The sequence below is a fragment of the Priestia sp. FW507-14D1A genome, from assembly GCF_058781295.1.
On the sequence record NZ_JBYSWQ010000002.1, the window covers coordinates 339,776 to 361,943 of the forward strand.

At 38.8% G+C, this 22,168-nt stretch carries 24 protein-coding genes and 1 riboswitch; of the genes, 6 read left to right on the top strand and 18 right to left on the bottom strand.

Going from position 1 to position 22,168, the window contains the following annotated elements:
• Positions 1-34 precede the first annotated feature (34 nt).
• The 3 genes from AC3WJG_RS10190 to AC3WJG_RS10200 all read left to right on the top strand — a co-directional run bounded on the left by AC3WJG_RS10190 (position 35) and on the right by AC3WJG_RS10200 (position 6,493).
• A complete protein-coding gene (locus AC3WJG_RS10190; RefSeq protein ID WP_014461038.1) occupies positions 35-1,873 on the top strand; it encodes a bifunctional homocysteine S-methyltransferase/methylenetetrahydrofolate reductase in 1,839 nt (612 codons plus the stop codon).
• Positions 1,874-5,317 carry a methionine synthase gene (gene metH / locus AC3WJG_RS10195; RefSeq protein ID WP_492588196.1) on the top strand — a complete coding sequence of 1,148 codons (3,444 nt, stop codon included), beginning with the start codon at positions 1,874-1,876 and terminating at the stop codon, positions 5,315-5,317.
• A gap of 378 nt (positions 5,318-5,695) precedes the next feature.
• Positions 5,696-6,493: an HAD family hydrolase gene (locus tag AC3WJG_RS10200; RefSeq protein ID WP_028407913.1), complete on the top strand. Its 798-nt coding sequence runs from the start codon at positions 5,696-5,698 to the stop codon at positions 6,491-6,493.
• 57 nt (positions 6,494-6,550) lie between these two features.
• On the opposite strand, the gene AC3WJG_RS10205 is transcribed toward AC3WJG_RS10200, so the two are convergent.
• From AC3WJG_RS10205 to ymaG, 5 genes are all read right to left on the bottom strand, one after another.
• A complete protein-coding gene (locus tag AC3WJG_RS10205; RefSeq protein WP_013055999.1) occupies positions 6,551-6,757 on the bottom strand; it encodes a hypothetical protein in 207 nt (68 codons plus the stop codon).
• A gap of 48 nt (positions 6,758-6,805) precedes the next feature.
• Entirely contained in the window at positions 6,806-7,069 is a 264-nt protein-coding gene (locus tag AC3WJG_RS10210) for a hypothetical protein (RefSeq protein WP_013055998.1), read from the bottom strand.
• A 204-nt stretch (positions 7,070-7,273) separates the two neighbouring features.
• Complete coding sequence (locus AC3WJG_RS10215; protein ID WP_050689415.1) at positions 7,274-7,648, bottom strand: cbb3-type cytochrome c oxidase subunit I; 375 nt, start codon at positions 7,646-7,648, stop codon at positions 7,274-7,276.
• A gap of 175 nt (positions 7,649-7,823) precedes the next feature.
• Positions 7,824-9,122 (bottom strand): NCS2 family permease, encoded by a 1,299-nt coding sequence (locus AC3WJG_RS10220; RefSeq protein ID WP_013055996.1) that lies wholly within the window; start codon positions 9,120-9,122, stop codon positions 7,824-7,826.
• A 230-nt stretch (positions 9,123-9,352) separates the two neighbouring features.
• Positions 9,353-9,640, bottom strand: coding sequence for an inner spore coat protein YmaG (gene ymaG, locus AC3WJG_RS10225; protein WP_013055995.1), 288 nt, complete (start codon positions 9,638-9,640; stop codon positions 9,353-9,355).
• A gap of 675 nt (positions 9,641-10,315) precedes the next feature.
• On the opposite strand from ymaG, the gene AC3WJG_RS10230 reads away from it, so the two are divergent.
• The gene (locus AC3WJG_RS10230; RefSeq protein WP_028407910.1) at positions 10,316-10,675 is read left to right on the top strand and encodes a YueI family protein; all 360 of its coding nucleotides are present in this window, start codon (positions 10,316-10,318) and stop codon (positions 10,673-10,675) included.
• 24 nt (positions 10,676-10,699) lie between these two features.
• Here AC3WJG_RS10230 and AC3WJG_RS10235 read toward each other — a convergent pair whose 3' ends face one another.
• The 4 genes from AC3WJG_RS10235 to AC3WJG_RS10250 form a co-directional block, all read right to left on the bottom strand.
• Complete coding sequence (locus AC3WJG_RS10235) at positions 10,700-11,413, bottom strand: cell wall hydrolase (protein WP_102813900.1); 714 nt, start codon at positions 11,411-11,413, stop codon at positions 10,700-10,702.
• Positions 11,414-11,725: 312 nt separating this feature from the next.
• Positions 11,726-12,052, bottom strand: coding sequence for a hypothetical protein (locus tag AC3WJG_RS10240; protein ID WP_013082248.1), 327 nt, complete (start codon positions 12,050-12,052; stop codon positions 11,726-11,728).
• Between the two features lie 147 nt (positions 12,053-12,199).
• Positions 12,200-12,394 (bottom strand): protein YkzS, encoded by a 195-nt coding sequence (ykzS, locus tag AC3WJG_RS10245; RefSeq protein WP_025749421.1) that lies wholly within the window; start codon positions 12,392-12,394, stop codon positions 12,200-12,202.
• A gap of 17 nt (positions 12,395-12,411) precedes the next feature.
• Positions 12,412-13,257 (bottom strand): patatin-like phospholipase family protein, encoded by an 846-nt coding sequence (locus tag AC3WJG_RS10250; RefSeq protein WP_013055989.1) that lies wholly within the window; start codon positions 13,255-13,257, stop codon positions 12,412-12,414.
• 307 nt (positions 13,258-13,564) lie between these two features.
• Between AC3WJG_RS10250 and AC3WJG_RS10255 the strand changes: the two genes are divergently transcribed.
• Positions 13,565-13,750: a YkvS family protein gene (locus tag AC3WJG_RS10255; RefSeq protein ID WP_013082245.1), complete on the top strand. Its 186-nt coding sequence runs from the start codon at positions 13,565-13,567 to the stop codon at positions 13,748-13,750.
• A 316-nt stretch (positions 13,751-14,066) separates the two neighbouring features.
• Complete coding sequence (locus tag AC3WJG_RS10260) at positions 14,067-14,294, top strand: hypothetical protein (protein ID WP_098248384.1); 228 nt, start codon at positions 14,067-14,069, stop codon at positions 14,292-14,294.
• Positions 14,295-14,327: 33 nt separating this feature from the next.
• Here AC3WJG_RS10260 and AC3WJG_RS10265 read toward each other — a convergent pair whose 3' ends face one another.
• The 9 genes from AC3WJG_RS10265 to AC3WJG_RS10305 all read right to left on the bottom strand — a co-directional run bounded on the left by AC3WJG_RS10265 (position 14,328) and on the right by AC3WJG_RS10305 (position 22,095).
• On the bottom strand, positions 14,328-15,029 hold the full coding sequence (locus AC3WJG_RS10265; RefSeq protein ID WP_013055986.1) for an NAD(P)H-binding protein: 702 nt from the start codon (positions 15,027-15,029) through the stop codon (positions 14,328-14,330).
• 68 nt (positions 15,030-15,097) lie between these two features.
• On the bottom strand, positions 15,098-15,595 hold the full coding sequence (queF, locus tag AC3WJG_RS10270; protein ID WP_013082243.1) for a preQ(1) synthase: 498 nt from the start codon (positions 15,593-15,595) through the stop codon (positions 15,098-15,100).
• A 98-nt stretch (positions 15,596-15,693) separates the two neighbouring features.
• Positions 15,694-16,425, bottom strand: a complete 732-nt coding sequence (gene queE / locus AC3WJG_RS10275; RefSeq protein ID WP_081085294.1) for a 7-carboxy-7-deazaguanine synthase QueE — start codon at positions 16,423-16,425, stop codon at positions 15,694-15,696.
• Entirely contained in the window at positions 16,418-16,858 is a 441-nt protein-coding gene (gene queD / locus AC3WJG_RS10280) for a 6-carboxytetrahydropterin synthase QueD (protein ID WP_013055983.1), read from the bottom strand. Before queD ends, queE begins: the two co-directional genes overlap by 8 nt.
• Complete coding sequence (gene queC / locus AC3WJG_RS10285; RefSeq protein WP_028414148.1) at positions 16,858-17,523, bottom strand: 7-cyano-7-deazaguanine synthase QueC; 666 nt, start codon at positions 17,521-17,523, stop codon at positions 16,858-16,860. Before queC ends, queD begins: the two co-directional genes overlap by 1 nt.
• Positions 17,524-17,753: 230 nt before the next feature.
• Positions 17,754-17,797, bottom strand: a riboswitch (PreQ1 riboswitch).
• A 70-nt stretch (positions 17,798-17,867) separates the two neighbouring features.
• Positions 17,868-18,989 carry a GerAB/ArcD/ProY family transporter gene (locus AC3WJG_RS10290; protein ID WP_337133424.1) on the bottom strand — a complete coding sequence of 374 codons (1,122 nt, stop codon included), beginning with the start codon at positions 18,987-18,989 and terminating at the stop codon, positions 17,868-17,870.
• Positions 18,990-19,015: 26 nt separating this feature from the next.
• Entirely contained in the window at positions 19,016-19,252 is a 237-nt protein-coding gene (locus AC3WJG_RS10295) for a hypothetical protein (RefSeq protein ID WP_013055980.1), read from the bottom strand.
• Between the two features lie 11 nt (positions 19,253-19,263).
• Positions 19,264-20,463 carry a Ger(x)C family spore germination protein gene (locus AC3WJG_RS10300; protein WP_098779221.1) on the bottom strand — a complete coding sequence of 400 codons (1,200 nt, stop codon included), beginning with the start codon at positions 20,461-20,463 and terminating at the stop codon, positions 19,264-19,266.
• A 24-nt stretch (positions 20,464-20,487) separates the two neighbouring features.
• The gene (locus AC3WJG_RS10305; RefSeq protein ID WP_337133426.1) at positions 20,488-22,095 is read right to left on the bottom strand and encodes a spore germination protein; all 1,608 of its coding nucleotides are present in this window, start codon (positions 22,093-22,095) and stop codon (positions 20,488-20,490) included.
• Positions 22,096-22,168 lie beyond the last annotated feature (73 nt).

Consider the following 22,168-nt stretch of genomic DNA (forward strand, 5'->3'; position numbering starts at 1 on the left):
AAATAGAAGCGGAACAATTTAAGGAGGTTTTGACATGGGGTTACTTGAAGATTTAAAGTCTAAAATTTTAATTGGGGATGGTGCCACTGGTACCCTCCTTTACTCACACGGTATTGACAGCTGTTTTGAAGAACTAAACATCACCAAACCAGAAGAGGTTTCTCGTATTCACAGAGCCTATGTAGAAGCTGGTGCAAACGTTATTCAAACAAATACGTACGCTGCTAATTATCAAAAACTTGCCCGTTATGGATTAGAAGATTCAGTCAAAGACATCAATGTTGCTGGTGTAAAATTAGCGAAACAAGCTGCAAAAGATCAGGCTTACGTGGTTGGTACACTCGGCGGAATTCGTTCTTTCCAAAAAAACGCTATTAGTTTAGAAGAAGTTAAGCGAAGCATTCGTGAACAAATGTTTTGGCTTTTAAATGAAGGCGTGGATGGCCTTTTGTTTGAAACATACTATGATTTCGAAGAATTAAAAACCGTTCTTACACTGGCAAGAAAAGAAACGGATAAGCCTATTATTACCCACGTTTCCCTGCATGATATTGGCGTACTGCAAGATGGGCGTCCTTTAGCAGATGCATTAAAAGAATTAGAAGACTTAGGAGCAGATGTTGTCGGGCTAAACTGCCGTTTAGGTCCTTATCATATGATTCAGTCTCTTGAAGAAGTACCGCTTCCTGATCGTGCTTTCTTATCTGCTTACCCTAATGCCAGCCTTCCGGCGTATGTGGAAGGAAAGCTGGAGTATGAAACGAATGAAGACTACTTTGTAGAAAGCGCACGTTTATTCCGCGAACAAGGGGTTCGCTTAATTGGAGGATGCTGCGGTACAACACCAGCTCACGTACGCGCAATGTCATCTGCCTTAAAAGACCTGCCTCCGATTACAAGCAAAGTCGTTAAAATGAGACCAGCCGTTACGGTTCAAGAGCGTGAGCAGCAGGATAAACCTCATATGCATGAAATTGTGAAGAAGCGCCGCTCGGTTATCGTCGAGCTAGATCCGCCTAAACAGCTGGGTCCGACGAAATTTTTAGAAGGTGCAAAAGCACTGGATAAAGTCGGCGTAGATGCTATTACATTAGCTGATAATTCTCTTGCCTCACCTCGCATCAGCAACTTGGCAATGGCAACACTGATGCAGCAAGAAACAAAAGCACGACCGCTTATTCATATTACCTGTCGCGATCGAAATTTAATTGGACTTCAATCTCATTTAATGGGACTTCATACGCTAGGAATGAATCAAGTGCTTGCAATTACCGGTGATCCGTCAAAAGTTGGCGATTTCCCTGGCGCCACTTCTGTCTACGATTTATCTTCATTTGACTTGATTAGTTTAATCGCTCAGTTTAATGAAGGACTATCTTATTCTGGCAAACCGCTTGGTCAAAAAACCAATTTTTCCATCGCGGCTGCCTTTAACCCAAACGTGCGTCACTTAGACCGAGCCGTTCAGCGTTTGGAAAAGAAAATCGATTGCGGGGCTCACTATTTCATTACTCAGCCTCTCTATTCAACTAAGCAAATTGAAGAGGTATATGAAGCAACCAAACATTTAACAACACCGGTATACATCGGGATCATGCCGTTAACAAGCGCGAGAAACGCTCGATTTATTCACCATGAAGTACCTGGAATTAAATTATCAGAAGATATTCTAGAACGCATGGACGCAACGGGAAATGACCGGATTCGCGGTGAAGTAGAAGGCCTTGCGATTGCAAAAAACTTAATTGATACAGCATATGAGCTATTTGACGGTATTTACTTAATTACGCCGTTTATGCGCTATGAAATGACTGAAATTCTAACACGCTATATTCATGACAAGCAACTTGTTACATCAGAAAGGAAGATATAAATGAGCTCACTTATCGAACAACAACTAAAGAAGCGAATACTCGTCATCGATGGAGCAATGGGAACGATGATTCAAGATGCTGATTTAACCGCTGAAGATTTCGGCGGCGAAGAATATGAAGGCTGCAACGAATATTTGACTCGAACAGCGCCTCATGTCATTCAGCGCATTCATGAAGAGTACTTTGCAGCAGGTGCTGACATCATTGAAACCAATACGTTTGGCTCAACATCTACCGTACTTGATGAATACGATTTAGGTCACTTGGCGTATGAATTGAATATCGAAGCTGTGAAGCTTGCTTGTGCAGCCCGCGATAAATATTCAACTCCCGAATGGCCTAGGTTCGTAGCTGGAGCTATCGGTCCTACCACTAAAACTCTCTCTGTTACCGGAGGTATTACATTCCCTGAGTTAGTAGAATCGTACGAAGAGCAAGCTCGAGGTTTGTTAGACGGCGGCGTTGACTTGCTTTTAGTCGAAACCTGTCAAGACATGCTGAACGTAAAAGCCGCATTTCTAGGCATTACAGCGGCGTTTGAAAAACTCAAAACCGAAGTTCCTATTATGATTTCAGGAACAATTGAGCCGATGGGAACAACTCTCGCTGGTCAAGATATCGAATCTTTTTACTTATCACTGGAACACATGAAGCCTCTTTCAGTCGGACTTAACTGCGCGACAGGCCCTGAATTTATGACGGATCATATTCGCTCTCTTTCAGACCTAGCCACTTCAGCAGTTAGCTGTTATCCAAACGCTGGACTTCCGGATGAAGAAGGCAATTATCATGAATCTCCTGAGCTGCTTGCTCAAAAAATTAAAGGGTTTGCTGATAAAGGCTGGCTGAACTTTGTAGGCGGATGCTGCGGTACAACGCCTGCTCATATTAAAGCACTGGCTGAAGCGGTAAAAGAGGTTGCTCCTCGTTCGCTTGATCGCTCCGAGCATAACCATGCTGTAACCGGTATTGAACCACTTGTATATGACGATTCTATGCGCCCTCTTTTTGTGGGAGAACGTACGAATGTAATCGGTTCTCGCAAGTTCAAGCGTCTGATTGCGGAAGGAAAAATTGAAGAAGCATCTGAAATTGCGCGTGCTCAAGTTAAAAATGGTGCTCACGTTATTGATATTTGCTTAGCAGATCCGGACCGTGAAGAAATGGAAGACATGGAGGAGTTTATTCAAGAAGTTGTAAAAAAAGTGAAGGTTCCTCTTGTAATCGATTCAACCGACGAGAAAGTTATTGAAAAAGCTTTAACGTACTCGCAAGGTAAGGTCATTATTAACTCCATTAACTTAGAAGATGGTGAAGAGCGTTTTGATGCAATCTTACCGCTAGTAAAAAAATTCGGTGCAGCTCTGGTTGTCGGTACAATCGATGAAACAGGCATGGCCGTTACTGCAGAACGAAAAGTAGAGATTGCCAAACGCTCACATGATTTACTTGTTGAAAAACATGGCTTTAATCCAAAAGATATTATTTTTGACCCTCTTGTGTTTCCTGTAGGGACTGGTGATGAACAATATATTGGTTCTGCTGAAGAAACAGTTAAGGGAATTAAAATGATTAAAGAAGCCCTGCCTGATTGCCTGACCATTCTTGGCGTAAGTAACGTGTCATTCGGTCTTCCTCCAGTCGGACGTGAAGTACTAAATGCGGTTTACCTTTATCACTGTACGCAGGCTGGACTGGATTATGCCATTGTTAATACAGAAAAATTAGAACGCTATGCTTCTATTCCAGAAGCTGAAATTGAGCTTGCTAATGCGTTATTATTTAACACAACTGATGAAACGTTAAGCACGTTTACCGACTTTTATCGTGATAAAAAGAAAGAAGCAAAAGTAGAAATTTCTACGCTAACACTCGAAGAACGATTGGCAATGTATATTGTTGAAGGGACAAAAGAAGGATTGCTTCCTGATTTAGAACAAGCTTTAGCTCAATATGATGATCCGTTAGATATTATTAACGGACCGCTTATGAAGGGGATGGCGGAAGTTGGACGTTTGTTTAATGACAACCAGCTGATTGTAGCAGAAGTGCTTCAAAGTGCGGAAGTTATGAAAGCATCCGTTGCCTTTTTAGAACCTCATATGGAGGCAACTGAAAATGATTCTGGAAAAGGCAAAGTGATTCTTGCAACGGTTAAAGGCGACGTGCACGATATCGGTAAAAACTTAGTAGACATCATTTTAAGCAACAATGGTTTTAAAGTAATTGATTTAGGGATTAAAGTAACGCCACAGCAGCTGATTGAAGCAGTAAAAGAAGAAAAGCCAGACATCATTGGCCTGTCAGGTCTTCTAGTAAAGTCAGCTCAGCAAATGGTTTTAACTGCCCAAGATTTAACACAATCAAGCATTGATGTTCCAATTATGGTAGGAGGCGCTGCCCTTTCCCGTAAATTTACTGACTTTAAAATTGCCCCGGAATATGAAGGTGCGGTCCTCTACGCCAAAGATGCGATGGACGGATTAGCGTTAGCAAATAAGCTGCAGAACAAAGAAGAAGTTATTCAGCTTTTAGCAGATTTAAAAACGCGGCAAGAAAAGAAAGTAACAGTTCGAGAACGCCAGCCTCAAACCGCTCAAGCAGCTACCGCTGTTTTAGAAAGATCCGCCATTTCAACGGACGCTCCTGTTTTTGCACCGGCTGATTTAAAGCGGCACGTTGTCAAACACTACGATTTGGCACAGGTTCTTCCGTATATTAACTGGCAGATGCTTTTAGGCCATCACTTAGGACTAAAAGGAAAAGTGAATAAGCTGCTTGCTGAAAAAGACGAGCGTGCTGTTCAATTAAAAGAAACCGTTGATGACCTGCTCGAACTGGCACTAAAAGAAAACTTAATTAAGCCAGCGGTTATTTATCAGTTCTTCCCTGCTCAAGCAGACGGAAATGATTTAATTATTTATGATCCTACTGATGAGAAAACAGAAATTGAACGCTTTACCTTCCCTCGGCAAGCAAAAGGACAGTTCCTGTGCTTATCTGATTTTGCAAAGCCTAAAGAAAAAGAGATGGACTATGTATGTTTCTTCTCTGTAACAGCAGGAACAGGCATTCGCGAACGCGCGGCGAAATTCAAAGAAAACGGCGAGTTTTTAAAGAGTCACGTATTCCAAGCTCTTGCGCTTGAACTAGCTGAAGGATTAGCAGAACGTGTTCATCAGCAAATTCGTGACCGCTGGGGATTCCCTGATTCGCCTGACTTTACAATGGCGGAGCGTTTTTCAGCCAAATACCAAGGTCAGCGTTTTTCATTTGGATATCCTGCATGTCCAGACCTTGAAGACCAAGCAAAACTGTTTAAATTACTTAAACCTGAAGACATCGGCATTCAGTTAACAGACGGTTTCATGATGGAACCAGAAGCTTCTGTTACAGCCCTTGTTTTTGCACATCCTGAAGCGAAATATTTTAACGTATTGTAAAATATGGCCGCGGTCTTTTAGACCGCGGCTGTTTTTTTACAGTGAACAAACCTGAAAAAAAGGCTGCGACAAATGGATTGTAGCTGAAGAAAGATCCGAACGATAAATCCAGATTCTTAATTGAGAATCAACTGCGTTCGGATTTTTTTCATTGTGATCGTGAACTGGATTTCATGTAGCTGTTTCTAGCTGTTTGAAGGGTAAAGCGAAGACTCCTGCGGAAAAAATTGATGTAGTTATGTCTTAATCTCTTTGAATTCACCGCCGGTTTGAGCTTTTTTTATGAGTTTCTTGGGAAACACTGATAGAATAAGGAATGTAATAAATTTGTAACGCTCTTATCACAGCAAATTTTTTAGGGAAAGGAATTTTCAAGAAATGATTAAGTTATTTGTAAGCGACTTAGATGGCACTCTTTTACACGAAGAAAAATACGTAGAACAGCATAATGCAGACGCACTTAGTGAACTTCAGCGCCAAGGAGTAGAGGTTTGTCTTGCTTCGGGACGAATGGATGCGGAAATTTTAAAGATTTCTACTGATATTAATAATACATTTCATCGCATAAGCCAAAACGGAGGATTTGTGTGGACTAAAGAAAATCAAGAACTTCATGGAAAAGTGTTTGAAGATGATTTAGCGGCTCAACTTTATAAAAAAACGATAGATCCTAACCGTATTACGCTTGTCTGTTCAAACGACACGAATTATGTAGAGCAGCGAAATGAAATTATTGAAGCGATTGAAACTCACATGTTTTTCCCTATCGAAGAACAAATTAAAATGACGGATTCATTTGGTCACGCTCTTTCTCCATCTAAAATCACGGTTCTTGGAGATCATGATGAAATGGTAGCTCTGCAAAAAGAAGTGAACGAAGAGTTTGGTGATTATATTGATACATATATTTCTGCCAAGCAGTGTTTGGATATTATGCCTAAACATATCAGCAAAGGAAATGCCATTGAAATTTTATTAAATCATCTTCAGCTAAAACCAGAGGAAATTGCATGTGTGGGGGATTCATTTAATGATATTCCTATGTTTCAATTAACGCCGAACAGTTTCGCTATGGCTACAGCTCCTGAAGCTGTTCAGCGCCATGCCTCTGCTGTTGTGTCATCTGTTAGTGAAGCAGCGGGTATTGTTTTAGAAAAAAATAAGCAAACCATCTAAAAAAAGCGGTCAACGTTTAAATTGACCGCTTTTATCTATTTAATAAGAAAACGGTAGTTATTTTTTCCGTAAAGAACGAAAAAATTCACCTAAGCTTTTTTGCTTTCCATCTGCATGCTCTCCGTGATTAACCAAGCTGCTGATTCTTTCTCGTCGAACAACAACCATAATAAGAGTGGCAAAAAAGATAATGGAAACGGCAATGACAACCAGTGCAAGAACGGATGCTACAATAGCTTCAGAAGTCGTTAGTGACGATAGCATCTGCCTCGTACACCTCCATTTCGTTTGTGGCGAAAAGGAGCCTAGCAATTAGAAATGCAAATAATCTTTTTTCTCAGCTTGATGCATGTTATTATACACCATTTTCATTTTAGAAGCTGTAGCTTTTAAAGACGTAGAAGAATCCACATCTTCGGCTAACATAATGTTTACTAAGTCAACCACAGAACGAGACAACAACTCTACATTATTTTGCAACTCTAATTCGTCATAAGTTGTACGGTCTTGAAGACGAAGTCGAATAATTTCATTTGCTAGCTCCCTAACACGCACTAATTGTTGATGTTCTCCCATAGTATCTCCGCCGCAAGAAACTTATAATCAGCCCTTTTATTGGCTTTTATAAGAGCTAGAAATCCCTGCAGCTTACCCCTCCTTATAAAGATGCCTAGCACACCTTTATGTAAATCACTCTTTCACCTTGTTTACATGTATATTCGCTATAGCTGGTTCTTTTTCCTTTTGAAATTAGCAGCCGGCGTCACCGACCTTCTTCGTTTATCGTTCAGATTTCAAATTTTTAAGGATGTGATATACGAAAATTAAAACGCCAATAGCCGTAAGTGTTGCTCCTGCTGCCACTACGGGTGTAAAAGCTTGGTTTTCTAGTACGATCATGAAAAATAAACCAATCATCATGACCGGTAATCCTATATTATGCAACCATACGTGCAGTTTGGCTAATTTACTTTCGCTAAACGCAGGAAATAAATAATAAATAAGTCCCGCTAACGTAAGGGATGTCCATCCTAATAAATTGATGTGCACGTGAACAGGTGTCAAAGCGTAGCTGTGAACAATTGACATATAATACCCCAATATGATGCCAATTCCAAAATAAACGGCTGATATTTTAATTAATTTAATTCCCATCATTTTCTCCCCCCTTATATTCCCCTCCGACTTCTGTACTACTTTACGCAGGAAACGTCATTTTAGAAGCGGCAGATTAGCCAAAGGACACGAAATACGGAGTATGATATCTAAAAAGAGGATTCTTTACCGCAAACACAAAAAACAGCTGAGAAAAAATACTCAGCTGTCTATTTTAAGCAATATAATGCAGCACAAAATTCAAGAAAAACAACAGCGCGCTTACATACATAAACATCGATACTTCACGCATTTTACCAAGGAATAATTTAAGCAGTGGATACGCAATGAACCCAAATGCAATTCCATCAGCAATGCTGTACGTAAGAGGAATAAGCGCAATAATTAAAAATGCAGGGAAACCTTCTGTTAAGTCCTGTAAATTGATGTTTTTGATATTTTGAATCATCAATGCTCCAATAACAATGAGAATAGGTGCAATAGCACTATCTGGAACCAGCTTGATAAATGGAATAAACAGAAGTGAACTTAAAAATAAAACTCCTGTAATCAGCGATGTTAAACCCGTTCGCCCTCCTGCTGCAATACCAGATGCTCCTTCTACAGAAGACACCGTTGGACTTGTTCCAAACACGCCGCTTAGCAAAGCTGAGGCGGCTGTTGCTTGAAAGGCCCGCGGAAATTTACTATCTTGATTCATCATACCTAGCTGACCATGCAGCAAACCGATATTTTCAAAAATCAATACCATTGTTAATGAAAAGACAGCTGCCCAAAACGCAACGTCTCCAATAGCTCCAAAAGACAATGTGCCAAAGCTGCTAAAGAAGTCGTTCACGCTCCCAGCGGACTGTCCTTTTTCTGCACCGCTTCTTACACCAAGTAAGAAGGCAAGGACTGATCCGGCAATCATGCTTAACAAAAAGTTACCTTTCACATTTCGGATAAACAGTACGATTGTGATAATTAACGTCAACAGCGTACTGATCACAAACGGATCTGACAAGTCTCCAAGTGCTACAAAAGTGTTTTCGCTTGGAACTACAAGCTTCCCTTTTTGCAAACCGATAAATGTTAAAAATAAGCCAACACCGACTGTTATCGCTTCTTTTAGCGAATGCGGAATCGAAGAGACAATTTTGGCAGACAATCGTGAAAAAGCTAATGCTATAAAAAGAAAGCCGGATATCACTACTGCTAATAACCCTTCTTGCCAAGATAACCCCATTGATTGAACCATCGTATACGTAAACAATGCATTAATCCCCATACCTGGCACCAGAATAAGAGGCGCATTTGCCCAAAAAGCCATAATAACACAGCCTACAAAAGCCGAAGCTACCGTTGCGAATATTCCTGCTTCAAGCGGAATACCGGCATCAGACAAAATGGTTGAATTAACAGCAATAATATACACGATGGAAAGAAATGAAATGACCCCAGCTAAGCTTTCTTTTCCAACAGTTGTTTGGTGGTCGTTTAAACGAAACAACTTTTCAAATAATGCGTTCAATCTAATTTCCTTCTTTTCATCTATCCCTCGCCCACCCAGTGGCCAAAAATGCCACCGAAGTTATTATAGCAAAATCAACAATTGTTGCAAGGAAAACTTGTCTCCTTTAGCTTAAGCGTTCATTCCTTATTTAAAACTGTTATCATTTTCTAAACGTAACGTCTTGCATTCATTCTATATATATCTTGGACTGGACATAATAAAAGAGCGCTTTATCAGCGCTCATTGTTTTAATAATAATAAGGATAATATGGTGGGTACGGCGGATAATATGGTGCTGGATAACCGTAATAACCTGGACCTCCTAATGCACTTCCAAGAACTAATCCTCCAAGAAATGGAGCTCCAAAGCCCCAACCCCACGGGCGACCAAAGCCAAAGCCGAACCCCGGACGGCCGAAGCCAAAACCAGGACGACCGAAACCAAAACCTGGGCGACCGAAACCGAATCCTGGACGACCAAAGCCTCCAAAACCACCGAATGGTCTTCTTATGTCATTAATATCAAATTCTTGCATGATACATGCCTCCTCAAATTATATTTCATTCTCTTTATTACATATGTTATTCACCTACTTCTTGCATAGGCAATAGCCTCTTTTTTTGTGATTTCTTAAAAAATATTCCTTTTCTACCACCTCGTTAGGGTTAAACAAGCGTAGAGACATATATTTTTTAAGGCTTTGAAACATACTACATGTAACTTATGTAAAATAAGAGAAATGAAACGAGGAATGGACCTTTGTAATTTCCAGCACCTGCTGCAATAAGGAATAAACATAATATGAACGCATAAAAAGAACGCTCAACAAAAATGTTGACCGTTCTTCTTATGAAAATACATAGCGATTTTTTATTAATTTATCTGACCCTTTGCTTGACCGTATATGCCCTAAAGCTATATAATCCCCTTTTTATACAATGCGCTTTGAACATAAAATCATAGGAGCGTCTCCCCAAACGCTGCTATGTATGTATATCTGTAATCGCTTACAAACCTTTAATAAAAAACCGATATGATTTTCTATCTATTTACATTAAACAATATTTTAGGCTAAATTTCAACACATTTTTTGTTTTTCTTTGTACTCAGCAAAAAAACAGGTGATATAGCACAGTGATTTTCCTTTTTTCCTCTCCCTTTTACTTATAGCCATAATCGTTTATAGTTTATAACGAAAGGAAGTGACGCAATGTCTGATCAACTAGAAGAATACTTAGAACGAGGAATGTACGGAGCAAAGGAAACAAAAAGAGACGAAAGAAGATATTTCTTAACTGCTCTACGTGAGAATATTGAACTTGCGCTAAAAAAAGGGCAAGTCATGAAAAAAGATGCAGTAAAAATAAAGCCTCTTTTAAAAAAAGTGAAAGACGGTCATTTGTTTTTAAATGGCTCCTTGTCTTACTCATACCTCTCCCCCTATATTCAAGCGGCTAACGAACATAAAGTGCCTTTTACTATCGTTCAGAACTTAGAAGCTGATACCGATATTGGTCTGGTTTTAACAGGTTCTGAAGGCAGTTTGGAACGAGATATTTTTTTAGACTAAAAAAAGAGCCATAACGGCTCTTTTTTATTTAGCAAATACATGATGATCAATTGTTTTAATTACAGCACGTGAACGAATCCAGTTATCGGTAGCTGTTTTTGGATTATAAAAGTAAATGGAATCGTCTAAACGATCTTTTCTAGTCAATGCTTGCTCTACTGCTTTTTTCGAATCTTCTGAAGCAGGTTTGTTAATTGATCCGTTTTGGACCGGTGAAAAAGCGTATGCTTTTCCGACAACTTGTTTAATAACTCCTGTTACCGTATCTGGAAACTTCGGAGAATCTACACGGTTTAACACCACTGTTGCTACCCCTACTTTTCCTTCATATGATTCGCCTTTTGCTTCAGCTTCTACTAAGCGCGCTAATAAATCTTTTTCACTTGTTGAAATCGAAACTGCAGGTGTTTCCTGCTCTGCGGGTTTGGCCTCTGGTTTTGCTTCTGGTTTAGCCGTATTAGCCGATGCTGCCGTTGAAGGTTCCGTTGTTTCAGCAGCCAGCACTTTTGTCTTACTCGGAATCGCTAATGTTTCACCAATATAAATCATATCTCCTTGACGATTGTTTAATTTTTTAATATCGTCAATTGTTACACTATATCTTTTACCTAACTTCCAAAGACTATCGCCTTTGACTACTTTATAATTAGTTGCAGCCGTAGCTGTTGCATTAAAACCTATAAATGAAAGAGTAGCTAAACAAGCTACTACCATTGATTTCATATAACTATGTTTCATAGGTAATACCTCCTGAAATTTCGTATGGTATTACTCTATCATAGCTATATAGGGGTTTCACCGAACGATTCAATTACATTTCTTTAAGTTTGATGAACAAAATTACGTTCGGAACACAATTATGACATTGTACCTTGTTTTTTGTCATAATCACGGTAATTTTTCTGAAATACAGGTATATTTTCCCGGTTTGTTTCAGTTTAATCAGAAATTTCTTCATTTGTTTTTCCCTTATAATTCTTATGATAAACATTTAAATTCATCTACTTTTACACAAAAGAGCTGAATGTTGTAATCAACATTCAGCTCTTTTTAATCTTCGATCTCAATTTCTACAACATCATAGAAATCAATCACTAGCTTAGCACCCGTATCATCCATAAACGTAAAGACGTCTTGATCATCTGATAAATGTATCACGTATCCGGTCAACTGCTGTTCACTGTTGTCGTAAACAGTAGTAATTAGAATTTTTTTATGATCTACATATGCTTCTTCTAATAACGAATGGAGGTCATAGTCCCCGTCATCTTCGGGCCGGTTCGTTAACAGCATCCCATAAGTCGTCATTCCATTTTTATCTTTCCATATATGATCTGCAAAATAAAAAGGTGCTGTACTTTTTCGAAACTCATCCATAATATCCCTCCTATAACTAAACACGTTTATTCGCTCTTACCGTACGTTACTAAATAAACGCACAAGCACTTGTAACAGTATATTCTCTACTGTACAGGCTCATACATCCATTATATAAGGCATAATCAAATAATGCCATCATTTCGTTTAGCTCCTAGGAATTTCTAGATACGTATAGGTAAAATCCCCACCGCGTCCAGCTATTCCACGAAAATGTTTGAAATCAGGGCGATTTACTAAAAAAGGACGAAAAGCAAGAAAGTCTTCTTTTTTAACTTTAATTTCGATTACTTTTCCTTCACTTAACTCATTCAACATGTTTATGGCTGTTTGTTCATCCATTCAGTTTCACCTCGCTTTTAACTGTTCAGCCAATTTTGCAGAGATGCAAATTGAGCTTCAGCTTCTTTATATCCTTGGTTGTAAAGAGCGTCGAGACGCTCACGATTCTTCTCAATTCGCCCTACTACAAGAGGGGTTTGCGGACGAATCACAAAGATATTCCCCTGTCTTTCCTGTTCTTCAATATATGACAATGTTTCATTATACAATTTATAGCGGTTCTCAAGCGCACGAGTCAGCCCATCATAATGACGATATTTGCGCTTCAATAACCAAAGCATATTTGATTTCTTTTTTCGATATCCTTCGTTTCGCGTTAGCACAACAATATTTTTTCTATATCCATCCTGCACTGCTTTTTTGATTGGAATCGGATCACTGATTCCTCCGTCTAACAGCTCTTTTCCTTTATATGTAACGACAGGTGCTAAAAATGGAAGGGAACTAGAAGCGCGAACCGCTGTCAAAATGTCCCGGTCATACTCATCAAAATAAACGGGTTCTCCAGTCACACAGTCCGTTGCTCCTACTACAAGCTTCTCTGTACGCTCAGCAAATGCCTCAAAGTCAAATGGAAGAAGCTGATTAGGAATTTCATCAAAAACGAAATCCATTCCAAATATCTCTTTTGTTTTAAAATAATTTTTCCACGACAAGTAGCGAGGATCTTCTAAAAAATCTAAATTAGCTTTGCGACTTCTTCCTATTTGTCTAGATAAATAAGAAGTGGCATGACAAGCGCCGGCTGAAACGCCAATTACATACGGAAGGTACAGATTTCTTTCCATAAAGTAATCTAAAACTCCAGTTGTATAAAGGCCTCTCATACCGCCTCCTTCGAGCACGAGTCCAGTATCTTTCAATTTCTACACCTTCTAATTCTTATAATTTATGACAAGATTATACCTCGTTTATTATAACGAAAGATGCACAAAGATGGAACTGTCCTGCTTCTCTCTTTCATTAAAGCTACCAATTCCTTTTATTTCTCAGCACATTTTACTTATTTTTTCAATTTTATTTTATATTTTTTCAAAAAACTCTTTACTAATTCCCAGTTTTAAGGCAAAATTGTAAAAAAGAAAACGCTAACTAGTTTTACTATTTTTAAAATTAAAATTATTTAAAAAATTTATAATGAACTAATTTAAAACAAAGGAGCGATAAATCATGAAAATAGCAGAGGTAGGAAACTTGATAGAATTTAAAAATGGCTTACAGGGCATTGTCGAAAAAGTAAATGAAAACTCCGTGATTGTAGATTTGACTTACATGACAAACTACCGTGATTTAGACTTAGAACAGCGAACTGTTGTCAACCACAAAAACTACATCATCATTAATCCAGCTATGTAAAGGAAAAAAGCAGCCGGAAAGCAAAAGCGGTTGCTTTTTTATTGGTTTTGAAAGAATTGATTCTTTTGTTCTTCTGTAATAATCCCCAGCTTATACATGAGGTAAATATACTGTTGCACCTTAACATCCTTCGAACTTTTTTTCACTGTACTCCCTCTTTTCTAAAATGTTTCTTTATACAATAATATATGGCTGAGATAAAAAAAGTTTCCTTAAAGAAACAAAAACAGGCCCCATTTTTTCTTGAAAGGGGCTTATTTTCGTGTGACAATAAGAACAAGCTACTACTATCTTCTTACCGAAAGGAATTACTAGCATGTTTGATACTGTATTGTTTATCGTTGCTCTTATTGTCATTCTTTTTTTCATCGTGCAGTTCGTTTTTAAACGCAAACAAACTTCAAATAAAAAAACATCCGTTGAACCCATGAATTATGCCGAAGAAGATTCTAACTCCTACACAAGCTGGAGTGAATCTGCTTCTAACCACGATCATGATGGAGATGAAGATAGCGGTGGAGATGCGGATGGTGACGGAAGATAGAAAAAAAGCCCCTTCTTATGAAGAGGCTTTTCTTTATTTTGATAATACTCGCTTGCCGTTGGTAAACGAATAATAGCATTCACCTGTATAAATGTCTTGGCTTTCATGTACATGAACGCCACATTTATCTTCAAGAGCAGCTTTCATCATCGATTTGGCTACGTTATACGCTTTAATTGGACGATACTTTCTCCACTTTCCTACAAGGCAAAATGAACACGACTTTAACGTGTATCCCCCAATCTTTTCAAATAGGCGAAACTCTTGACGCTTGCCTAATAATAACGATGGGCGGAAAAAGTGAGTAGAACGGATATACAAGCTTGCGATATCTTCTTCTACTTGCCCCTTTACTTTACTGTAAAAGAATGGCGAACGAAGATCAGCACCAATTGCTGTGATCGTTAAAAAGTTTTTGCAGCGATATTTTTCTGCACATTTAGCCGCTTTTAAAGGAAATTCGTAGTCCACTTTAATGAATTTCGCTTTTGTTTTTGCTTTTTTCATTGTCGTGCCTAAACAGCAATATACATCATCAACTGCAAAGCATTCTTCGTGCTTATCAAGCTCTGAAAAATCAATTTCAAGCTGACGTAGCTTTGTGTGTTCGATTGGTAGCTTTTTTCGAACAAACACTGTCACATGGTTATATAAGCTGTTGCTTAATAACATTTTTAAAAGTTCTTGACCAACAAGTCCGCTTGCACCTAATACTAATGCTGATCTCTGTGACATTCTTTCACCTTCTCACCTGTTGTTTTTGCAATGGAAAACAGGTTGCATACACAACCTGTTTGTTCGAATTAACGATTATCAATTGTTTCTGGGTATAAATCATGATTCATTAGGCGATAATTAGCCATTTCTTCATACTTCGTACCGGGACGGCCATAGTTTGTATATGGATCAATTGAAATCCCGCCGCGTGGTGTGAATTTTCCCCATACTTCAATATATCTTGGATTCATCAGTTTAATTAAGTCATTCATAATAATGTTCATACAGTCTTCATGGAAATCTCCATGGTTACGGAAGCTGAACAAATAAAGCTTTAACGACTTGCTTTCTACCATTTTTTCATCTGGAATGTAACTAATATAAATGGTTGCGAAATCCGGCTGACCTGTTTTTGGACATAAGCTCGTAAATTCCGGACAGTTGAATTTCACAAAATAATCACGATTTGGATGTTTGTTATCAAACGCTTCTAGAATCTCTGGTGCATATTCAAACAAATAGTTTGTTCCTTGATTTCCAAGGAGTGATACACCTTCTAATTCTTCATCTTTTCGACCGCTCATTTGCATTTCCTCTCTTTCTACGATTGTCATTCTAACAGCGTTTTTTTATTTTGTATATATCTGTTTTTATTTTTCTTTGTAAATTTTTTGCTATGCGCTTACACGCCTCGTTTATTTCCCCATACAAGGGCGTGAACCTGCGGCAGAACTCTTACATCGTTCATGTTTTTAGCTGCCACTGCCTTATCGATTAACCACTCATACTTTTTAAGCAATTCTTGTGTTAACGACGCATTATCGATTGTCGTTAAGTCCTCGTTGCCTACTTGAACAAAAAATGGAACCTCAGGATAACGTTCATGAACAGACGCTGCATACTCAAAGTCCTCATCATTAAATACAACGACTTTTATGCTTATATGCGCCATGCGTTTTTCCTTTAGTAATGTCTCTATAATATCGTCTAATACGGAGAAATTTGTTTTCATTAATGAACTTGGAGGCTTAGGAGAAATCGTTAAATCATCGATCTTTAGGAACCAATCCTGATAACGGCTTCCCTGTGTTTCAAGAGCTGCTTTTACCCCTTGACTGTGCAAAAGCTCTACAAGTGAACCAATCGCCTTGATAAGCGCAGGGTTTCCTCCAGAAATGGTGACGTGATCAAAGCAATCTCCTCCAATTTCTTTTAGCTCCGTCCAAATTTGTTCTGCTGTTAGCTGACGAATATCGTTTTTAGCTGATCCATCCCACGTAAAAGCTGAATCACACCAGCTGCAGGAATAATCACAGCCTGCGGTACGAACAAACATCGTCTTACGTCCTACAACCATTCCTTCCCCTTGAATCGTTGGTCCGAATATTTCAAGTACTGGAATTGTATTAGCCACGTTTTTTCACCTTCTTTGGGCGGTAAACTACGTAACTTGTCGGCGTTTCCCGCACGAATACTTGTACGCAAGAAGGCTTATTTGGTAGTGTGTCTAGATATTCTTGAACCAACTCATAAATTTTACGGGCAACAACTTCAGTGGTAGGAAAATCATTTGGATTTTCTTCGTTAAAGATAGAATGATCGTTCAATAATGTATGATCAAATTGACCAGAAACAATTTTTTTCAATAGCGCAAAGTTTACTAAAAAGCCCGCTTCGTCTAATGTATCTCCGGCAACAGTTAGATTTACAAAATACGTATGTCCATGGACTTGACGGCATTTACCTGCTTCTGTGTGAGGAACAAAATGTGCCGCAGCAAACTGCATATCTTTGTTCAGTTCATATTCATAGTCATGAAATACTTGAGGATACATTTGTTGCAGCATTATTTCTCTCCTCCTTCTTTTGTTTGCAGGTATTGATCTAACCCGCGTTTTCGCAATTGACATGCGGGACATTCGCCGCACCCGTCAGCAACAATACCGTTGTAGCACGTTAATGTTTTTTCACGCACGTACTCAAGCGCCCCTAGCTCATCGGCTAACGCCCACGTTTCTGCTTTATCAATCCACATAAGCGGCGTATGAATCACAAATTCAAAGTCCATTGATAAATTAAGCGTGACGTTTAACGATTTCACAAATACGTCTCGACAGTCTGGGTATCCTGAAAAATCAGTTTCGCAAACGCCTGTTACGATATGACGGCCTCCACTGTTTTTAGCCAGTACGGCTGCAAATGATAAAAATAACAGATTGCGGCCGTCCACAAACGTTGTAGGCAACTCTCCTTCTTTTTGCTCGATCTCAATATCATCTCGCGTTAAGGCATTTGGTGCTAATTGATTTAAAAGTGACATATCTAGTACGGTATGCTTCACACCTAAATCAGCTGCGATAGCTTTTGCTACCTCTATCTCTTGACTATGACGCTGACCGTATTGAAAAGTAACCGTTTCTACTTCTTTAAAGTTTTTCAAAGCCCAAAATAGACATGTTGTACTATCTTGACCTCCGCTAAATACAACAATAGCTTTTTCATTTTTCATCATTATTGTTCGTCTCCTTTTTGATTGAAATCAAAAGAAGAAGAAACTTTATTGAACCGTTCGTTCCCTTTGTGACTAATTTTATAACACAAAAAAGAGACTGCTCTTTTCCAGCAATCTCCCTAAAAAGCAACTAAGATACACGTCCTCGCCAGCATACACGTCAAAAAGACGCGTTGATAGAAAAGCACGTGAAAGAAGACACGCTAAAACCGTGTCTTTTGTCATCAACGATGATCTTAGTTTTTTATAGAGGGAGTTTTCGAACCTCTCCCGTACATATACAAACGTGTACGGCGTTTCTTCTTGAATTGTCATCGTATTATACCACATGCGTATGAATAATGCTATATTTGTTGGCTTCTATCGCCTTTAGCTGCCTTATGTTTCTTTATATAAGAAAGCGCAATAAATAACACCGGAAAACAGACGCTTAGTACAAATAAATAAAACGGCCAGTAATATTTTTCAAAATAATTGAAGTACGCTGTATTAGGAATAATGTAATACGCCACGCCTGTAATAATTAGACCTAACGGAAAGCTTAAAAAATTGCGCACCCGTAAATTACACAATTGGACGATACTTAACTGAATAGCATAGAACACAATAACAACTTTAAAAAAGATAGATAACATCCAAATAATAGCTACTAATACTTCAACATGCTGAATCGTTGCACCTAACGAAATCATTTTTCCTAATAAATAAACTGGGTAGCTGTGCATCGATGCAATATTCGCGCCAAGAGCTAATATACAGGCCGCAACTGCAATCGTAATCGTCAAGCCCGATGCGACAGTGCCGATAACAAACATTCTTTTTACCTTTTTTCCATCTTTTATATGAGGCGTAATCATTAGAATAAAAACCAATTCCATAAACGGGTTTCCTAAAAAATAAGTGGTCCCTAATACTAAATCATCCATGCTAAATTCAAAAAAAGGATAAAGACGATCAATTTTCATCTGAGGAATATTTAAAACAATTAACAATAAAAAGGGGACCACAATCCAAGGCAAAAAGATTTCCGCGGTTCTTGCTACCACTTCAATACCTAGATACCCTCCGTATATAACAGCTAAAAGAACAAGAGCATGAATCCACGTAGGCAGCGTTTCAGGGACAATTTGAGTCGTCATGAATGTACTGATATCTCGAAGCGAAAACGTAGACTGAATGAACATAAAGAAAATGTAAATAAGAGAAATACACGTTCCTGCATAAGGACCTAGCGCCTTTTTAGCTATTTGAATGAATGTTTGCTGAGGGTAACGCTGAATCAGCCATAAAAGCACCGCAACGATTAAAAGTGCAAAGCCAATAGCAAGCACACCGCAAAACCACGCATTTTGTCTATTCGTCTCTAATAATGTAGCGGGAACTGCCAAGATGGCGCTTCCGATACAAAAAACATAAATGAGAAAAAGAAATTGTTTCGGACTAATAAATTCTTTTATTTGCATCATACACACCTTCTCTCCTACATGCTTGCTCACGTGAATAACAAATGATGAACGGTTCTAGTAAGAGGCTTAATTAGTGCCTCTAAAAAGTACAGAGGCGTAGGAACTTCTTTACGGAGTGTAATCGCTCCCCAAAAGAATAGACCCAAACCTATAAGACAAAGGTAGACGACTATCTCACGATAATACTTTTCCTTTCGGAAGTTGATCATTATTTTTTTAGTCAAATAAGCAAGCAGTACAAGTAAGGCGATAAATCCCTCCATTTTCTTTCTCCTTAATGCTTCATTTGCTTCATATATGAGTTATTTAACGTGCCTAAGCGACGGATTTGAACTTTTGCATCTAAATCGACGGTTAAATCCTCTGCGTAAATTCTGTTCCAGTCTCTTTTCATTTTGTACCATCTCTTTACATCTTGTCTGTAAAACGCTTCGCCGAAACCAAAGATATCGCTTTTATAGGTTTTTTGAGCTTTTTCTACTGCATCATTCATTTTTTCTTTCACGTCAGCTGCTGTTTTTCGTTCGAGCATATTGATTACAGCTGGGTCCTGTAAATTCACTTGACACTCTACATCAGCCACGTTCGCTTCTCCTTTTAAATCAACGTGAATATGAGGTTTATGATTTTTCATCGTAGCTGTCACCTTGACATTCGTTCGAAGCATTTCTACTCCAATGATATCATGCTGTTTTTCTTTTTTTTCGCATGGAATAACAATCAACGTACTTTTTACATTTCCTGTAATATAGTTATACCCTTTACTTTCGTCTTCATTGAACCAGCCGATAAGCTTATCATTTTGAAAGACACCTAATCCTTTGAAATTGAGCAGTGTGGAAAGATTGGTGCGAGAAATGCTGGACATATCTCCTGCATTTTTCACATTGCCTTTCACCAATACCCCTGATAATACCGCCTGCTTTCCCTCGCTGGTTAAGTTACTGATCAGTTCATTTAACTTTACTCCTCTAGTAGGTGCCCAAATACGCTGTGACACGTCTAATGAAGCAAACATGTGGTTAGCTGGTATTTTTTCGATTGTTGTTAATACGTTCAAAACGCTCGATGCTTTCGTGTTTTTAGCCACAACAACAAAATAATCGGTACGCACTTCATGATCCCGAGCAAAGAAATCAAGCACTTCAGCAATACCGTCTTCCGCCATGCTTTCGCTAAGCACTAGCATTCGCAAATGAGAAAGATAAATTTTCCGCGGAGATTTTGTCGTTATTTTTCTTAACCCCTCCATTACAGACGAAGCCTTAATAGAAAATGTGGTAACAGAAGGCCCGTTTGTAGGGGTTTTGGCCTGAATATCACCAGGGTTAATCAGCTGAACTGTCACAATAATGCCATCTTCTGCTTTATCAATTCCAACGGCAACCGTAATGGCTAGCTCATTCAACTCTCGACTGCTCCAGCAGCCGCTTAATAGCACTGAACAGATACATAACATTAGAAATGCTTTCATAGTAAACGGCCACCTTTACACAGTTTAGTTTTTTTGCGTCTTTTGACGTGAAATATTCTTCTCGTTAATAAGCTTTGGCCTTGTTTTCATTTTTTTGATCGAACGTCTAATCAGAACATCCTTTTGATCACGCTTCACAAATGGAGCCATAGGTGTCATATAAGGGACTCCAAATGACCTTAAGCTGCATAAATGTAAAATCATTAAAATTAGCCCCAGGATAATACCGAACAAGCCAAAAGTAGCTGCTAAAACCATTAAGATAAAGCGCAGCATCCTTACTGCAATAGCCATATCATACACGGGTGACACAAAGTTACTAATAGCGGTGATGGATACAACGATAACCATTGCAGGTGAAACTAATCCCGCTTGTACGGCGGCTTCTCCTAAGACGAGTGCTCCCACAATCGAAATAGCTGAACCTACTGCTCGAGGCAATCGGACTCCTGCTTCTCGCAAAATTTCAAACGTGATTTCCATAATAAACGCTTCAATAATAGCAGGAAACGGAACACCTTCCCTTTGAGCTGCAATACTAATTAACAAAGCAAAAGGAAGCATTTCTTGATGAAAAGTAGTTAAAGCAATGTAAGCAGAAGGTGTTAAAAGGGCTAAGAAAAATGCCATGTAGCGCATTAAGCGAATTAATGTACTAATATCTGCGCGCTGGTAATAATCTTCGGCCGCTTGAAAAAATTGAATAAATAGGGCAGGAACCATTAATACAAAAGGTGTACCGTCTACTAAAATGGCTATTCGCCCCTCTAAAAGACCTGCTGCTACGGAGTCTGGACGCTCCGTGTTATGCATAGTAGGAAAAGGTGTATAATCTTCATCTTGAATCAACTCTTCGATATATCCGCTCTCCAAAATACCGTCTATATCAATTTTAGAAAGACGCTCCTTTACCTCTTGAATGACCTGTTCATCCGCAATGCCGTCTATATAAACGAGCGCAATATCCGTTTTTGTAAACTCTCCTATTTGCTGAGATTCAACCCAAAGTTTTGGAGATTTTATTCGGCGCCGAATCAATGCGGTATTCGTTCGCAGTGTTTCTGTGAAACTGTCTCGAGGCCCTCTTACAACGGTTTGAGACTGTGGTTCAGAAACAGCCCTGTCTCTCCACCCTCTTGTACTTGCCACAATACACGTTTGATACCCTTCTAAAAACAGTACGGTATCTCCTGATAACACGTGAAGAAGAGCATCATCCAATGTCTTTGCTTCCATGATTTCACCCGCTGCCAAACTATAGCTTTTAATCAATTCGTACATATTAACGATGCCATCATCATGTGTTAAATGTTCATCGTGATAGTGCATAATGGAGTCCAGCGCATAGTGTTCAACTTCGTCTTTATTTACTAATCCGTCGATGTAAGCAACACCTAAAGTAAATTTTTCTTCAATCGAAATTCGAAACTCTCGCACAACTAAATCGGTGCTCTGTCCCAATGCTTTTTTCATGCGGGATAAATTATCTCCCGCCCTCTCAGATAATTTCTGCTCTTCCTGTGTAGAAGAAGCACTAGTATCCTTAGTGTCCTTAGAGTCCTTCGATTCGTCAGCTTTTTCTTTCCGCTGTTTGGATTTATTCGTTAACTCAGATAGTTTTTTTATACGCATTGTTCATCCTCCACTACATTGAACGAAAAGAAACGGAATTTCTTCTTTTTAGTCGCTATAGTTTTTGTATGAA

Bases quoted from the DNA above. Each gene is read 5' to 3' on its own strand.
- AC3WJG_RS10190 (WP_014461038.1), top strand. From the start codon at position 35: ATGGGGTTACTTGAAGATTTAAAGTCTAAAATTTTAATTGGGGATGGT.
- metH (WP_492588196.1), top strand. From the start codon at position 1,874: ATGAGCTCACTTATCGAACAACAACTAAAGAAGCGAATACTCGTCATC.
- AC3WJG_RS10200 (WP_028407913.1), top strand. From the start codon at position 5,696: ATGATTAAGTTATTTGTAAGCGACTTAGATGGCACTCTTTTACACGAA.
- AC3WJG_RS10205 (WP_013055999.1), bottom strand. From the start codon at position 6,757: ATGCTATCGTCACTAACGACTTCTGAAGCTATTGTAGCATCCGTTCTT.
- AC3WJG_RS10210 (WP_013055998.1), bottom strand. From the start codon at position 7,069: ATGGGAGAACATCAACAATTAGTGCGTGTTAGGGAGCTAGCAAATGAA.
- AC3WJG_RS10215 (WP_050689415.1), bottom strand. From the start codon at position 7,648: ATGGGAATTAAATTAATTAAAATATCAGCCGTTTATTTTGGAATTGGC.
- ymaG (WP_013055995.1), bottom strand. From the start codon at position 9,640: ATGCAAGAATTTGATATTAATGACATAAGAAGACCATTCGGTGGTTTT.
- AC3WJG_RS10230 (WP_028407910.1), top strand. From the start codon at position 10,316: ATGTCTGATCAACTAGAAGAATACTTAGAACGAGGAATGTACGGAGCA.
- AC3WJG_RS10235 (WP_102813900.1), bottom strand. From the start codon at position 11,413: ATGAAACATAGTTATATGAAATCAATGGTAGTAGCTTGTTTAGCTACT.
- AC3WJG_RS10240 (WP_013082248.1), bottom strand. From the start codon at position 12,052: ATGGATGAGTTTCGAAAAAGTACAGCACCTTTTTATTTTGCAGATCAT.
- ykzS (WP_025749421.1), bottom strand. From the start codon at position 12,394: ATGGATGAACAAACAGCCATAAACATGTTGAATGAGTTAAGTGAAGGA.
- AC3WJG_RS10255 (WP_013082245.1), top strand. From the start codon at position 13,565: ATGAAAATAGCAGAGGTAGGAAACTTGATAGAATTTAAAAATGGCTTA.
- AC3WJG_RS10260 (WP_098248384.1), top strand. From the start codon at position 14,067: ATGTTTGATACTGTATTGTTTATCGTTGCTCTTATTGTCATTCTTTTT.
- AC3WJG_RS10265 (WP_013055986.1), bottom strand. From the start codon at position 15,029: ATGTCACAGAGATCAGCATTAGTATTAGGTGCAAGCGGACTTGTTGGT.
- queF (WP_013082243.1), bottom strand. From the start codon at position 15,595: ATGAGCGGTCGAAAAGATGAAGAATTAGAAGGTGTATCACTCCTTGGA.
- queD (WP_013055983.1), bottom strand. From the start codon at position 16,858: ATGCTGCAACAAATGTATCCTCAAGTATTTCATGACTATGAATATGAA.
- queC (WP_028414148.1), bottom strand. From the start codon at position 17,523: ATGATGAAAAATGAAAAAGCTATTGTTGTATTTAGCGGAGGTCAAGAT.
- AC3WJG_RS10290 (WP_337133424.1), bottom strand. From the start codon at position 18,989: ATGATGCAAATAAAAGAATTTATTAGTCCGAAACAATTTCTTTTTCTC.
- AC3WJG_RS10295 (WP_013055980.1), bottom strand. From the start codon at position 19,252: ATGGAGGGATTTATCGCCTTACTTGTACTGCTTGCTTATTTGACTAAA.
- AC3WJG_RS10300 (WP_098779221.1), bottom strand. From the start codon at position 20,463: ATGAAAGCATTTCTAATGTTATGTATCTGTTCAGTGCTATTAAGCGGC.
- AC3WJG_RS10305 (WP_337133426.1), bottom strand. From the start codon at position 22,095: ATGCGTATAAAAAAACTATCTGAGTTAACGAATAAATCCAAACAGCGG.